Origin of the sequence: Achromobacter spanius (genome assembly GCF_002966795.1) — a bacterium.
Classification (GTDB): Bacteria; Pseudomonadota; Gammaproteobacteria; order Burkholderiales; family Burkholderiaceae_B; genus Achromobacter; species Achromobacter spanius_D.
Genome location: NZ_CP023270.1, coordinates 1,406,312 through 1,420,643 on the forward strand (window position 1 = coordinate 1,406,312; position 14,332 = coordinate 1,420,643).

At 64.4% G+C, this 14,332-nt stretch carries 16 protein-coding genes; 2 read left to right on the plus strand and 14 right to left on the minus strand.

Annotated elements, in window-relative coordinates; translation table 11 throughout:
- Positions 1–4: 4 nt before the first annotated feature.
- The 12 genes from CLM73_RS06295 to fdxA form a co-directional block, all read right to left on the minus strand.
- A complete protein-coding gene (locus CLM73_RS06295; RefSeq protein ID WP_105237770.1) occupies positions 5–850 on the minus strand; it encodes a branched-chain amino acid aminotransferase in 846 nt (281 codons plus the stop codon).
- A gap of 70 nt (positions 851–920) precedes the next feature.
- Positions 921–1,943 carry an ABC transporter substrate-binding protein gene (locus tag CLM73_RS06300; RefSeq protein ID WP_105237771.1) on the minus strand — a complete coding sequence of 341 codons (1,023 nt, stop codon included), beginning with the start codon at positions 1,941–1,943 and terminating at the stop codon, positions 921–923.
- Between the two features lie 110 nt (positions 1,944–2,053).
- Entirely contained in the window at positions 2,054–3,037 is a 984-nt protein-coding gene (locus CLM73_RS06305; protein WP_056568141.1) for a branched-chain amino acid ABC transporter permease, read from the minus strand.
- Complete coding sequence (locus tag CLM73_RS06310) at positions 3,034–3,921, minus strand: branched-chain amino acid ABC transporter permease (RefSeq protein WP_056568139.1); 888 nt, start codon at positions 3,919–3,921, stop codon at positions 3,034–3,036. Before CLM73_RS06310 ends, CLM73_RS06305 begins: the two co-directional genes overlap by 4 nt.
- Before the next feature lie 99 nt (positions 3,922–4,020).
- Complete coding sequence (locus tag CLM73_RS06315; RefSeq protein ID WP_105237772.1) at positions 4,021–5,235, minus strand: ABC transporter substrate-binding protein; 1,215 nt, start codon at positions 5,233–5,235, stop codon at positions 4,021–4,023.
- Between the two features lie 64 nt (positions 5,236–5,299).
- On the minus strand, positions 5,300–6,010 hold the full coding sequence (locus CLM73_RS06320; RefSeq protein WP_056568134.1) for an ABC transporter ATP-binding protein: 711 nt from the start codon (positions 6,008–6,010) through the stop codon (positions 5,300–5,302).
- Entirely contained in the window at positions 6,007–6,780 is a 774-nt protein-coding gene (locus CLM73_RS06325; protein WP_056568131.1) for an ABC transporter ATP-binding protein, read from the minus strand. Before CLM73_RS06325 ends, CLM73_RS06320 begins: the two co-directional genes overlap by 4 nt.
- Positions 6,781–7,132: 352 nt before the next feature.
- Positions 7,133–7,768 (minus strand): endonuclease III, encoded by a 636-nt coding sequence (gene nth, locus CLM73_RS06330; RefSeq protein WP_105237773.1) that lies wholly within the window; start codon positions 7,766–7,768, stop codon positions 7,133–7,135.
- A complete protein-coding gene (gene rsxB, locus CLM73_RS06335) occupies positions 7,765–8,424 on the minus strand; it encodes an electron transport complex subunit RsxB (RefSeq protein WP_105237774.1) in 660 nt (219 codons plus the stop codon). The genes nth and rsxB overlap by 4 nt, the downstream gene beginning before the upstream one ends.
- Positions 8,425–8,503: 79 nt before the next feature.
- Positions 8,504–9,730: a polyhydroxyalkanoate depolymerase gene (locus CLM73_RS06340; RefSeq protein ID WP_105237775.1), complete on the minus strand. Its 1,227-nt coding sequence runs from the start codon at positions 9,728–9,730 to the stop codon at positions 8,504–8,506.
- A gap of 212 nt (positions 9,731–9,942) precedes the next feature.
- Entirely contained in the window at positions 9,943–10,743 is an 801-nt protein-coding gene (locus CLM73_RS06345; RefSeq protein WP_105237776.1) for a ferredoxin--NADP reductase, read from the minus strand.
- Positions 10,744–10,786: 43 nt separating this feature from the next.
- Entirely contained in the window at positions 10,787–11,110 is a 324-nt protein-coding gene (gene fdxA / locus CLM73_RS06350) for a ferredoxin FdxA (RefSeq protein ID WP_006389264.1), read from the minus strand.
- A 157-nt stretch (positions 11,111–11,267) separates the two neighbouring features.
- Between fdxA and pncB the strand changes: the two genes are divergently transcribed.
- Together pncB and CLM73_RS06360 are read left to right on the plus strand one after the other, a co-directional pair.
- Complete coding sequence (pncB, locus tag CLM73_RS06355; RefSeq protein WP_199778261.1) at positions 11,268–12,443, plus strand: nicotinate phosphoribosyltransferase; 1,176 nt, start codon at positions 11,268–11,270, stop codon at positions 12,441–12,443.
- Positions 12,444–12,515: 72 nt separating this feature from the next.
- Positions 12,516–12,866, plus strand: coding sequence for a RidA family protein (locus tag CLM73_RS06360; protein ID WP_056321843.1), 351 nt, complete (start codon positions 12,516–12,518; stop codon positions 12,864–12,866).
- A 121-nt stretch (positions 12,867–12,987) separates the two neighbouring features.
- Here the strand turns inward: CLM73_RS06360 and CLM73_RS06365 are convergent, their stop codons facing one another.
- Together CLM73_RS06365 and CLM73_RS06370 are read right to left on the minus strand one after the other, a co-directional pair.
- The gene (locus CLM73_RS06365) at positions 12,988–13,497 is read right to left on the minus strand and encodes an NAD(P)H-dependent oxidoreductase (protein ID WP_105237777.1); all 510 of its coding nucleotides are present in this window, start codon (positions 13,495–13,497) and stop codon (positions 12,988–12,990) included.
- Positions 13,494–14,327, minus strand: a complete 834-nt coding sequence (locus tag CLM73_RS06370; protein WP_105237778.1) for a zinc-dependent peptidase — start codon at positions 14,325–14,327, stop codon at positions 13,494–13,496. Before CLM73_RS06370 ends, CLM73_RS06365 begins: the two co-directional genes overlap by 4 nt.
- Between the last annotated feature and the right edge of the window lie 5 nt (positions 14,328–14,332).

Consider the following 14,332-nt stretch of genomic DNA (forward strand, 5'->3'; position numbering starts at 1 on the left):
GCGATCAGCTGCGGCGCGTGCTTTCCGCGTACTCCATGTACAGCTGATGTGCGCGGCGCGCGATCGGGCCGTATTCCAGCGCACGGTCCTCGACGCGGTTCACGTGCACCACTTTGCCGTAGTTGCCCGACGAAAACACTTCGTCAGCCGCTTCGACGTCGGCGCGGGTCAGGCTGCGTTCCTGCACCTCGATGCCGTCGGCCTTCAGCAGCGCCAGCACGCGGCGGCGCGTGATGCCGTTCAGGAAGGTGCCGTTGTCGACAGGCGTGGACACGACGCCGTCCTTGGCCAGCCACAGGTTGCTGGTGGCGAACTCGGCCAGGTTGCCCGCGCCGTCCAGCATGATGGCATTGTCAAAGCCCTTTTCGGCGGCTTCGCGGATGGCGCGCTGGCCGTTGGGGTACAGGCACGAGGCCTTGGCGTCGGTGGGCGCCATGTTGGGCCACGAACGGGCAAAACTGGAGAAGCAGGCGGAGAAGCCCTGGTCGCCCGGCATCGGCACCTTGAACACGTGCAGCACGAACTGGGTCTTGTCGGCGTCGGGCAGCAGGAAGCCGTCGGCGCAGAAGAACATCGGCTTGATGTAAAGCTCCGAGCCCTCGGGGAAACGCGCCACGGCCTGCAGGCACAAGTCCTGGATTTCTTCCCAGGCCAGTTGCGGCTTCATCAGCATCTTTTCCGCCGAGCGCACGACACGCTGGCAGTGCAAGTCCAGGTCGGGCGTCAGGCCGCGGAAGGCGCGCGCGCCGTCGAAGACCATGCTGGCCATCCAGAAGGCGTGGTCGGCCGGGCCGAGCAGTTTGGGGTTTTCAGTGGTCCAGTGACCGTTGTGCCAGAACAAGGCATCCATGATTGTCTTCCTTCGCTTGAATCGGGTTGGCCTATGCTGGCCGAGCCGCCAGAATACATGAGCCGGCGGGTTATTCCTTGGCCAGCGCCGCCTGCACGCGGTCCGCAACATCCGCGGGCATCCATTGCCGCCAGACGGGCGCGTACTGCTTGAGGAAATAACGCGCGGCGTCTTCGGGTTCCTTGCCTTCGTTTTCCAGCCAGCCCAGCGTGGCGTCGATGGCATCGTCCGGCACCGTCAGCTTGGTCAGGAACTCGGTGATGCGCGGCGCCTGTTTGGCGAATTCGGCGTTCATGCCGGTGACCACCGGGTTGGGCTTGAATTGCGTGGCCACGGGATTGGCGCACTTGGGATCCGTCATGCACGTGTAGGCGGCCTGATCGAACGCGGGCAGTTCCAGCTTGACCAGATCCAGCGCGCCGACCAGCGACGTGGGCGTCCAGTAGTAGAAGACGATGTCGCGCTTGCGCTTGTAGGCCGACACGATCGCCGCCTTTTGCGCAGCGCCGGAACCGGGGGCGAACAGGGCGTAGTCCTTGTCAAGCTTCAGGGCGCGCAGCAGGTTGTCGTTCAGCGTGCCGCAGGCCCATCCGGCCGGGCAGCCGTAGATGCGGCCGCGGCCCGGGTCCTCGGGGTCGGCAAACACTTGTTTGAAGCGGGCCAGGTCGGCGGCGGACTTGAGCTCCGGGTGCCGCTCCACGGTGTAGCGGGGCACATACCAGCCTTCGCCCGCGTCATAGACGTGGCCCACGCCCAGCACCTTGCCGCTGGCCAGCGCCTTCTTCCAGGCGCCTTCGATCTGGCCGGGCCAGACCTCGGGCGTGACGTCGACGTCGCCGCGCTGCAGCGCGGCCAGCATGGGCAGGGTCTCGCCGATCTCGACGGAGGTCTTGCAGCCGTAGCCGTGTTCGAGCACATAGCGCTCGATGCCGGCAAGCACCAGGTTCGATTCCCAGTTCAGGCCACTGAAACGGATGGGCCGGTCGACTTCGCAAGCCGGGACGGCGGGGGCGGCCTGGGCCGCGGCGGGGGACAGCAGGGCGGCGGCCAGCGCGAGCGCGCCGAAGCCGGGAACGAGATGCGTGATGCGCATGGTCGGCACCTGTGTAGTGAGGTGCCTGCCATTGTACGAGGCGATGGCGCGCCTCAATGCAACGGGGCCGCTGTGCGCGGCCCCGGAGGTCAATCAACCGAAGCGTCAGATCACGCGCGGGCGGTGCGGCGGCGGTTGAAGAGGGCGCCCAATTCGCCCACGATGCCGCGCCGGAAGGCCAGCACGCAGATCACAAAGATCAGGCCGCTGACGATCGTGACCGATTCGCCCAAGCGCAGGAACCATTCGACGCCGGTCACGTTGGCCATCATCTGGCCAAAGTCGCCCACCTTGTTCTCCAGCAGCACCACGATGAATGCGCCCAGGACGGGGCCGGTCAGTGTGCCCAGGCCGCCGATCAGCGTCATCAGGATTACCAGCCCGGACATCTGCCAGGTGGCGTCGGACAGCGTGGCCGACACGAACACGAGTGTCTTGGTGGCGCCCGCCAGACCGGCCAGCGCGGCGGACAGCACGAAGGCCACCAGCTTGAAGCGGTCCACGTCGTAACCCAGCGAGATGGCGCGCGGCTCGTTTTCGCGCAGCGCCTGCAACACCTGCCCGAAGGGCGAGTTCACCGTGCGCCAGATGATGAAGTAGCCAATGATGAAGATGGCCATCACCAGGTAGTACAGATTGATGTCCTTGGACAGGTCGACCAGTCCCAGCAGCGAGCCGCGCGGCACGCTCTGCAGGCCGTCTTCGCCGCCCGTGAACTTGGCCTGCAGGAAGAAGAAGAACACCATCTGCGACAGCGCCAGCGTGATCATGGCGAAGTAGATGCCGCTGCGCCGGATGGCAATCGCGCCCATCGCCAGGCCCAGCAGCGCCGCCACGGCCACGCCGAACAGCAGCCCCAGCTCGGTGGGCAGGCCCCAGACCTTCATGCTGTGGCCGGCCGCGTAGGCCGCGCTGCCCAGGAAGGCGGCGTGGCCAAAGGACAGCAGCCCCGTGAAGCCCAGCAGCAGGTTGAAGGCGCACGCAAAGAGGGCGTAGCACATGACCTTCATGGCGAAGATCGGATACACGCCCATGAAGGGAAGCAAGGCCACCACGATGGCCAGGACCGCATAGCCCAGGAATTGACGATTCATTTTTCTTTTCCGAACAGCCCGGCCGGGCGGATCAACAGAACAATGGCCATGATGATGAAGACGACCGTGCTGGACGCTTCGGGCCAGAACACCTTGGTCAGGCCCTCGATCACGCCCAGGCCCAGCCCGGTGACGATGGCGCCGAAAATGGACCCCATGCCGCCGATCACGACCACCGCGAACACGACGATGATGAGGTTCGATCCCATCAGCGGCGAAATCTGCAGCACCGGCGCGGCCAGCACGCCGGCAAAGCCCGCCAGCGCGACGCCGAAGCCGTAGGTAAGCGTGATCATGCGCGGCACGTTCACGCCGAAGGACTCCACGAGGCGCGGGTTCTCGGTGCCGGCGCGCAGCAGGGCGCCCAGGCGGGTGCGCTCGATGACGTACCACGTGGCAAAACAGACGATGATCGACGCCGCCACGACCCAGCCGCGGTAGTTCGGCAGGATCATGAAGCCCAGGTTGGTCGCGCCGCGCAGGGCCTCGGGCGTGGGATAAGGCTGGCCCGACACGCCGTAGAAGCTGCGGAACAGCCCCTCGATCAGCAGCGTCAGCCCGAAGGTGAGCAGCAGCCCATACAGGTGGTCGAGCTTGTAGAGATGCCTGAGCAGCAGCTTTTCAATGATGATGCCGAACAGCCCCACGATCAGCGGCGCCAGGATCAGCATGACCCAGTAGTTCAGGCCAAAGTACGAAAGCCCCATCCATGCGATGAAGGCGCCCAGCATGTAGAGGGCGCCGTGGGCGAAGTTGATGACGTTCAGCAGCCCGAAGATGACGGCAAGTCCGAGCGACAGCATTGCATAGAAGGAACCGTTGACCAGGCCCAGTAACAGCTGGCCGAACAAGGCCTGTATGGGGATGCCGAAAATGTCAGTCATCTTGTGAAAGTCCTGCGCGGTACGGAAGGAAGCGAGCTAGTCAGGAGGAAAGCGGCCGGGCCATCGGCCCGGACCGCACCCAGGATCACATGGGCTGGTTTATTTCTTGACCAGCTTGCAGGTGGACTCGGACAACTTGGTGTAGACCTCGTCGCCAGGCAGCGTCGCCACCACCTTGTAGTAGTCCCACGGGCCCTTGGATTCGGCCGGGGTCTTCACTTGCATCAGGTACATGTCGTGGACCATGCGGCCGTCTTCGCGCACGACGCCGCCTTGGGCAAAGAAGTCGTTCACCTTGTTCGACTTCATCCACTTCATTACGTCGTCGCCGTTATCCGAGCCGGTGGCCTTGACGGCGTTCAGGTAGAACATCGCCGACGAGTAGTCGCCCGCCTGCAGCATGGACGGCTTGCGGCCGACCTTGGACTCGAACTTCTTGGACCAGGCGCGCGAGGCGTCGGATTGATCCCAGTACCAGCCGTCGGTCAGATACATGCCCTTGGTGGCGTCCAGGCCGAGCGAGTGCACGTCGTTGATGAACACCAGCAGACCGGCCAGCCTCATGGTCTGCGTGACGCCGAATTCGTTGGCGGCCTTGACCGTGTTGATGGTGTCGCCGCCCGCATTGGCCATGCCCAGGATCTGCGCCTTGGACGATTGCGCCTGCAGCAGGAAGGACGAGAAGTCCGATGCGCCCAGCGGTGCGCGCACCTGACCCTTCACTTCACCGCCCGCGGCCTTGACGACCGCCATCGTGTCGCGCTCGAGCGCGTGGCCGAAAGCGTAGTCGGCAGTCAGGAAGAACCAGCTCTTGCCGCCGTCCTTCACCACCGCCGAACCGGTGCCGCGCGCCAGCGCCACGGTGTCGTAGGCGTAGTGCACGGTGTAGGGCGAACATTGCGCGTTGGTCAGGTCGGACGAGCCGGCGCCCACCGCGATGAAGGGCTTCTTCTTTTCAGCGGCGACCGCTGCCATGGCCAGGCTGGTGGCCGAGTTGGTGCCGGCGATGATGACGTCGACCTTCTGCTGGTCGAACCATTCGCGCGCGCGTGCCGAGGCGACGTCGGCCTTGTTCTGGTGGTCGGCCGAGACGATTTCGATCTTCTTGCCGTTGACCGTGCCGCCGAAGTCCTCGACAGCCATGCGTACGGCTTCCAGGCCCGCCTTGCCGTCGATGTCGGAGTACACGCCCGACATGTCGGTGATGAAGCCGATGCGGATGACATCGTCGGAGATACCTTGAGCGTGGGCGGTTGCCCCCGCGAATCCCAGGCCCGCCATGGCCAGTGCAGCAGTGATGGTGTGCAGCTTCATGGGATGACTCCTCTTCCCTACAGTGTGGTGTTTGCCGGGGTTCCGGCGGATGACACAGGTTGCTTTAGACGCCCAGCAATTCGTTGAGCGTGTCCTGTTTTTCTGAAAGTTCGGCGGCTTCGAAGTGCTCGACGATCTGGCCGTGCTCCATGACGTAGAAGCGGTCGGCCAGCGGCGCGGCAAAGCGGAAGTTCTGTTCCACCATGACGATGGTGTAGCCCCGCTGCTTGAGCGCGGTGATCATGCGGGCCAGCGCCTGCACGATGACGGGCGCGAGGCCTTCGGAGATTTCGTCCAGCAGCAGCAGGTTCGCGCCGGTGCGCAGGATGCGCGCGACGGCGAGCATCTGCTGTTCGCCGCCCGACAGGCGCGTGCCGGGTGAATTGCGGCGTTCCTGCAGGTTGGGGAACATGTCGTAGATCTCGGCCAGCGACATGCCGCCGCCGAGCGAGCCGACCACCGGCGGAAGCAGCAGGTTTTCTTCGCAGGACAGGCTGGCGAAGATGCCGCGTTCCTCGGGGCAATAGCCGACGCCCAGGTGGGCGATCTTGTAGGTGGGCAGATCGATGGCTTCGGTGCCATGGATGCGGACCGAACCCTTGCGCGAGCCGGTCAGACCCAGGATGGCGCGCAGCGTCGTGGTGCGGCCGGCGCCGTTGCGGCCCAGCAGCGTGACGACCTCGCCCTGTCCCACGCGCATGTTCACGCCGTGCAGGATATGCGATTCCCCGTACCAGGCATTGAGGCCCGAGATTTCGAGTGCGGGGGTGCTCATGCGTGCGCTCCTTGAAGTTCGCCGTCGGTCGTGCCCATGTAAGCCTGCATCACGGCCGGATGGCGGGAGACTTCGGCGTAGGAACCTTCGGCCAGCACCGATCCGCGCGCCAGCACGGTGATGGTGTTGGCGATGGAGGACACGACATTCATGTTGTGTTCCACCATGAGGATGGTGCGCCCGGCGCTCACGCGCTTGATCAGTTGCGTGACGCGGTCCACGTCTTCGTGGCCCATGCCTTGGGTGGGTTCGTCCAGCAGCATCAGCTCGGGCTCCATCGCCAGCGTGGTGGCGATCTCGAGCGCGCGCTTGCGGCCGTACGGCAGGTTGACCGTGGTTTCGTCGGCAAAGCTGCCCAGGTCGACCTGTTCAAGCAGCGCACGCGCGGGCTCGTTCAGCGTGGCCAGGCGTTTGTCGCTTTGCCAGAAGTGATAGGACAGTCCGGTCTTGCGCTGCAGGCCGATTCGCACGTTCTCGAGCACGGTCAGGTGCGGGAACACCGCCGAGATCTGGAACGACCGGATGATGCCGCGCCGCGCGATCTGCGCGGGCCGCTCGCCGGTGATGTCGATGCCATTGAACTTGATGCTGCCCGACGTGGGCGCCAGGAATTTGGTCAGCAGGTTGAAGCATGTGGTCTTGCCCGCGCCGTTAGGCCCGATCAAGGCATGAATCTCGCCCCGCTTGATACGCAAATCGACCCCGTTGACCGCGACGAAGCCGCGGAACTCCTTGGTGAGGCCTTTTGTCTCCAGGATTGTGTCATCCATGTTCGCTGCACCAGCGTTGTATTTATATGGTCTCTGCCTGGCGTCATTGCGTCAGGCCCCCGCAGGATTCGAAAACTGTTTTCGTGCGTAGTTTTCTTATGAGTTGCCGGCGAGTATGCGGACGTCGCAATCAAAATTCCATGAGGGTTTGTCATAGGTTTTGCACTGCGGAAAGGGCAATTGTCGGCATGCCGACAATGCTTGGCTCGCAAGGGGAGAAAGCCTTTCCAATATGGAAATGCGTTGCAGCAATTACGCGTTGATCGTCATCAAGATGTCACGCGGTAATAGGCGAGGGAAAACCCGGTTTTCCGCTCGCATAATCCGCAGCCGCGTGCAGACGCCGGCGGCTTTATGCAGGGGTTTTCGGCTTGAATTCGCAGAGATCGGAAATGCCGCATTGCGGGCACTTCGGTTTGCGCGCCACGCAGACGTAGCGGCCGTGCAGAATCAGCCAGTGATGCGCGTCCAGCAGATATTCCTGCGGCACGAACTTCATCAGTTTCAGTTCGACTTCCAGCACGTTTTTTCCGGGCGCGATGCCGGTGCGATTCGAGACGCGGAATATGTGCGTGTCCACCGCCATCGCCGCCTGCCCGAACGCGGTGTTGAGCACCACGTTGGCCGTCTTGCGGCCCACGCCGGGCAGGGCTTCAAGCGCCTCGCGCGTCTGCGGCACCTGGCCTGCGTGCTGCTCGATCAGGATCTTGCTGGTGGCGATCGCGTTCTTCGCCTTGGTGCGGAAGAGACCAATGGTCTTGATGTAGTCGGCCAGTCCTTCCTCGCCCAGCGCGGCCAGCGCTTCGGGGGTGCCGTACTGCGGGAAGAACTTGCGCGTGGCGATGTTGACCGACTTGTCCGTGGCCTGCGCCGACAGCAGCACGGCAATCAGCAGCTGGAATGGCGTGTCGTATTCCAGTTCAGTGGTGGGGGTAGGGTTGGCCGCGTGCAGGCGGGCAAAGATCTCTCGGCGTTTGGCGGCGTTCATGACTGCGTGGGATTGCGGCGGGCGCGGGCGCGGGCCAGCGCGGATTCGATGGCGGAGCGCTTGCGGTCTTCCTTTTGCACGTCCTCCTTTTGCGCGTCCTCGGAAGCGGGCGCCGCGGAAGCGGGCGCATCCGGTATTTCCGGCGCCATCAAGCGCGCGTTGTCGGCCGCCAGGCGCTCGGCGCGCGCCTGGTGGTTGCGATGGCGCTGGCGGCTGATCGTGGCGTCTTCGCTGGTCCACGCGCGGCCGGCCGGCACCATCTCGATGCAGTCCACCGGACAGGGCGCCACGCACAGGTCGCAACCCGTGCACCAGTCGTCCAGTACGGTGTGCATGTGCTTGTTCGCGCCGACGATGGCGTCGACCGGACAGGCCTGGATGCACAGCGTACAGCCGATGCAATGCGATTCGTCGATGCGCGCGACCAGCAGCGGGCCGGGATCGCCGCGCGACAGATCAAGCGGCAACAGAGGCGTGCCGAGCAATGCGGACAACTGCGCGACGCCGTCGTCGCCGCCGGGCGGGCAGCGGTTGATCGGCGCGGCGCCCTCGGCGATGGCCTCGGCATAGGGCCGACAGCCGTCGTAACCGCATTTGGTGCATTGCGTCTGAGGCAGCAAGGCGTCAACGCGGTCGGCTAGTGAGCGACAGGACATGTAAAGCCAGTAATGAAAAGGGGCCGCTCGGGCCCCGGGGGTACGGATCAGGTTGCCGGCGGCCGGCGCGGGGCCGCCGTCAAGCCGATTGCCGGATGAACTCGGCAATTTTAGGACAGATCATTTCGCGCCACCGGCGGCCCGAGAAAATGCCGTAGTGGCCGCAGTTCGGCGCGGTGTAATGCGACTTGCGATCGGCCGGGATGTTCTTGCACAGCTTGATCGCGGCGCGCGTCTGGCCCTGGCCGGAAATGTCGTCCAGTTCGCCCTCGATGGTGAACAGCGCGACGTCCTTGATATCGGCCGGGCGCACCAGCTTGCCGTCGACTTCCCAGGTGCCGTTGGGCAGGTCGAAGTCCTGGAACACCATGCGGATCGTGTCCAGGTAGAACTCGGCCGGCATGTCCAGGACCGCGTTGTATTCGTCGTAGAAGCGGCGATGCGCTTCGGCATCGCTGTCGTCGCCACGCAGCAGGTCCAGGTAGAAGTCGTAGTGCGACTTCATGTGGCGGTCCGGATTCATGGCCATGAATCCCGCATGCTGCAGGAACCCCGGATACACCCGGCGGCCGGCGCCCGGATAGCGGGGCGGCACGGGGTGGATCACCTGGTTCTCGAACCACGAATAGGGCTTGGTGGTGGCCAGGCGATTGACCTGCGTGGGCGACTGGCGCGGGTCGATGGGGCCGCCCATCATCACCATGCTGCGCGGCTGGCAGGGATCGTTGGCCGACGCCATCAGCGACACGGCGGCCAGCACCGGCACCGTGGGCTGGCAGACGGAAATGACGTGCACGTCCGGGCCCAGATGGCGGATGAAGTCCTGCACGTAGCGCACGTAGTCGTTCAGATGAAACGGACCGGCCGCCAGCGGCACCATGCGCGCGTCGACCCAATCGGTCACATAGACGTCGTGGTGGGGCAGCAGGGCGCGCACGGTGTCGCGCAGCAGGGTGGCGTGGTGCCCGGAAAGCGGGGCAACCAGCAGGACCTTCGGATCGTTCTTGCCGGCCAGACGGACGTCGCGCTGGAAGTGCACCAGGCGGCAGAACGGCTTGTCCAGGGCCACGGCTTCGATCACGCGCACGGACTTGCCGGCGATCTGGGTGGAGGGAAGATTCCAGGCGGGCTTCTGGTATTCCTTGCCGATACGGGTCATCAGCTCGTACCCGGCGGCCATCTGGCGGGAAATCGGGGTGTAGGCGAGCGGGCTGTAGGGGCTGGAGAACAGCTGAGAACCGGCATCCGTGAATGCAGCGAACGGAGTCAGGAAAGCGCGCTGCATTTCGTGCAATTGGTACAGCATTTCGGGGAAGTCCTTCTGGGTCGAGCGTGTGCCCCGATTATTGCTCCGGGGCGTAACGATATTTCCAATCAGCCTGAAGAATGTCCGGCAAACTGCCCTGTTTTGTTGCTAAAAAGCGACCCGTCATGTGTTTCGCACCAGTTTAGGGCCGCTTTTATGCCCCGCGGTGATACCAAACGGAGGATTTATGCACTACGCCGCAGCATGGGGGATCACCAGTAGTTTTCTACTGCGAGATTGCCCGGAATGCCGCGGCGACCGGGCTTGAACCCACGCTCACCCAGCAATTTGCGTGCCTCCGCCAGCATGGCGGGGTTGCCGCAGAGCATGACCTTGGCGGTCTCGGGATCCAGGGGGCGCCCGGCCAATTGTTCCAGGCCGCCGTCGGCGATCAGCGTGGTGATGCGCGCTTGCGGCATGCCGGGCACGGCTTCGCGGGTGGCGATTGGCAAGTAGACGAGCTTGCCGGGGTCGGCGGCAAACACCTCGGCCAGGGCCGGATCGCGGCGCCAGGCGTCGATTTCGTCGCGGTAGGCAAGTTCGGCCGCGGTGCGCACGCCGTGCACCAGGATGATGCGGTTATAGGCGCGCCAGACGGCGGGGTCACGCAGGATGGACAGGTAGGCCGACAGGCCGGTGCCTGAGGCAAGCAGCCACAGGTCGCCGCCGGGCGCAAAGCGCTCCAGCGTCAAAAAGCCGTAGGGGGTCTTTTCCACATACAGCGCATCGCCCGGCTGCAGACGCGCCATGCGCGGGCTGAACAGGCCTTCGGGAACGACGATGGAATAGAACTCCAGCCCCGGCTCATGCGGGGCCGAGACCATGGAGTAGGCGCGCCAGATCGTGGGCGGACCGTCGGGGTCTTCGGCGCCGGGCAGGCCGACCCGGGCGAACTGGCCCGGCAGGAACGTGAAGGCCTCGTCCCGTGACACGCGCACGGAGAACAGTTTGTCCGGCACCCAGGTGTGGACGCTGGTGATGGTCTGGCGCGTGTATTTGGAGTCGTCGGTCATCGGGACATCGCACGAAAGCGCCGGTCTGGCCGGCGCTCGTGGATTACTTTTCCAGGTATTGCAGCTTGTCCTGCTTGCCGTTCCATTCGTCGGCGTCGGGCAGGGGCTTCTTGGCACGGCTGATGCTGGCGAATTCCGGGGAGAGTTCGGCATTCAGCGCGATGAAATTGAGTTGGTCCTGCGGCACGTCTTCTTCGGCATAGATCGCGTTGGCGGGGCACTCGGGGATGCAGACCGCGCAATCGATGCATTCGTCCGGGTCGATCACGAGGAAGTTCGGACCCTCACGAAAACAGTCCACCGGGCACACGTCTACGCAATCGGTGTACTTGCACTTGATACAGTTTTCGGTGACTACGTGGGTCATTCAGGAACTCCGGGGCTCGGCGGCAGATGTGTCTTAATGGGCGGATTTTACCCAATGCCGCGCGGATGTGTCGGCAATACCCGTATTGACAGCGTGGCACTTCGTGCCGAAGCCCCTGTTCTTCATGCTATGGTGTCGCGAAACGAAACGCGCAATCATGATTATTACTTCGCTGCTCGACACCGACCTGTATAAATTCAGCATGATGCAAGTGGTGCTGCATCATTTTCCCGCTGCCCAGGTCGAGTACCGGTACAAATGCCGTACGAAGGGCGTGGATTTGCGCCCTTATATGGACGAAATCCGCCACGAAGTGCATCAGCTTTGCCAGTTGCGCTTCACGGACGACGAACTTAAATATCTGGGCGGATTGCGCTTTATCAAAAGCGACTTCGTTGATTTCCTGCGTCTGTTCCACATGCCGGAGCGCTGCATCCACATCAGCGAAGGCGAGGGACCCGGCGAGATCAGCATCGAGGTCAAGGGCCCGTGGCTGCACACGATCCTGTTCGAGATCCCCGTGCTGGCCATCGTCAACGAGGTCTATTTCCGCAACACGCGCAAGCATCCGGACTGGGAAGAAGGCCGCAAGCGCCTGCAGTCCAAGATGCACCTGGTGCTGGATGATCCGGCGCTGGCCGACTTCCGCGTGGCCGAATACGGCACGCGGCGCCGCTTCTCCAAGGCCTGGCACGAAGAGATCGTCACCACCCTGAAAGCCGAGATGGGTCCGCATTTCGCGGGCTCCAGCAACGTGCTGCTCGCCAAGGAGCACGACGTGCTGCCGCTGGGCACCATGGGCCACGAATATCTGCAGGCCTGCCAGGCGCTCGGTCCGCGCCTGCGCGATTCGCAGGTGTTCGCGCTGGAAGTGTGGGCCAAGGAATACCGCGGCGACCTCGGCATCGCGCTGTCCGACGTCTACGGCATGGATGCGTTCCTGCGCGACTTCGACATGTATTTCTGCAAGCTCTTTGACGGCGCGCGCCACGACTCCGGCGATCCCTTCGTCTGGGGCGAGCGTCTGCTCGAGCACTACCGCAAGAACCGCGTGGATCCGCGCGCCAAGACCCTGGTGTTCTCGGATTCGCTGACCTTCCCGCGCGCCATCGAGCTGGCGCGCCAGTTCTCGGGCCGCTGCAAGGTGTCCTTCGGCATCGGCACCAACCTCACCAACGACCTGGGCCACGAACCGCTGCAGATCGTCATGAAGATGGTCCGCTGCAACGGCCAGCCGGTCGCCAAGGTATCGGATGCGCCCGAGAAGACGATGTGCGACGATCCTGCCTACCTGGCCTATCTGCGCCAGGTCTTCCAATTGCCGCCCGCCTGACGACGCTCGCGCGCCGCACGCGGGCAGCCTTGCCCAGTTCCACCCAAACCACTCGACTCTAGGGGAATTCTCATGAGCAGCATCAAGCGCTTTCACGTGACCAAGCGCCTGTCGGACATGGCCGTGTACAACGGCGTGGCCTACCTGGCAGGCCAGGTGCCGGACGATGCCACGCTGGACATCACCGGCCAGACCGAGCAAGTGCTCGCGACGATCGACCGTCTGCTGGCCGAAGCCGGCACCGACAAGACCAAGATCCTGATGGCCCAGATCTACGTGGCCAACATGAAGGAATTCGACGGCATGAACAAGGCCTGGGACGCATGGGTTGCCGACGGCAACTCGCCCCCCCGCGCCACCGTCGAAGCCCGCCTTGCCAACCCCGACTACAAGGTCGAGATCGTGGTGACGGCCGCGCTCTGATGCGCGATCAGGGCCGGCTCCGGCTGGCCTTGTGAAAAAGCCCTCTGGCGTGAGCCGAGGGCTTTTTTTGTTGGCTGACGCTGAGTGGGTGTCAGACACCCGACAACAGACGCCACCCGCCTCACGCGCCCATCAGCATCATCCCCGCCAGCAGGCCGCCCAGTTCCTCGCACCGCGCCAGATCAGCAGCCTGCACCGTCTTGGCCGCCAGGATCTGCGCCGCCGTCTGCGCGCCCATATTCACGATGACGGCCGGCGCCACCGCCGTCAGCCGCCAGCCTGTACAGATGCGATCGACCTGCCGGGCCGCGCCCGAGCCGTCGCTGCCCGCGCTGATCAGGGCGGCGTAGGGCAGTCCCTGGATGCGGTCCAGCACCGCGTAGTAATTGCGGTCGAAGAACTCCTTCATCTCGCCGCTCAGGCTGGCAAGGTTCTCGGGGGCGCAGAAGAGAAACCCCTGGCTGGCCAGCAAGGCGTCGGCGCCGGCATCCTGCGCGCGCAGCAGTTCGATGCGCAGATCGTCCGGCTGCTCCAGCGCAGCGGCCGCCGCCACGGCGCCGCGCGCCGCGGCCTGCGCCATCTGCTCGGCCGCGCCTGTGCGCGAATGCCAGACGATCAGCAACTGCTTCATGCGAACCTCTCCATCGGATCCTGCCGGTAATAGGCGCGCAGCATGGCATACCACTCAGGCAGCGCTTGCTGCATCGGAAAGGGATCTACAAAGAAGTGTTCGGAGCTGACCGCGAAGAACTCGCCTTCGTCCGTGGCCGCGTAGGGATCCATCGGCAACTGCCCGTACCAGGCGTCCGCTTCCTCGCTTTCGGGGTCCACGTCGCGGGGAATCGCCGCTTCCACGGCGTCGACCGCCGCGATGAAGCGGTCCAGGCTGTCGTCCAGCACCTGGCGCCACGCGCGCGGCTTGATGTCGGGATGCGCCGACAGCGACGGCATGCCGTCCGCAAAGCCCGAACGCAGGTCCAGCTTGTGGGCAAATTCGTGGATCACCACGTTGAAGCCGCCCTCGGACAGCTGCGTGTCTTCCCACGACAACACCAGCGGACCGCCTTCCCAAGCTTCGCCGGCGGCGTCCTCGATGTATTCGTGGACCACGCCGTCCTCGTCCTCGCGCGTCCGGGGGATGCGAAAGCTCGCGGGATACACGATGATCTCGTCCCAGCCCTCATACAGCTCGGGCGTGAGATTCAGGATGGGCAGGCAGGCCTGCGCGGCGATGGATAGCCGCATGAAGTCCGAGACCTCCAGCCCCTGCGCGCCATTGATCGTCTTGCTGGCGAGCAGCCACGCGGCGCGCGCCTGCAATTGGGCGGCTTCGCTTTCGGTCAGCGCCGCCAGAAACGGGTAGGTGTCCAGCACCTGCCGCCAGAGTTCCGGCGGGATGCGGGCCTGCATCTCGGCGACCTCGGACGGGCGGGCGCCGCGGCCCTTCAGCCAGCGCAACATAAGCT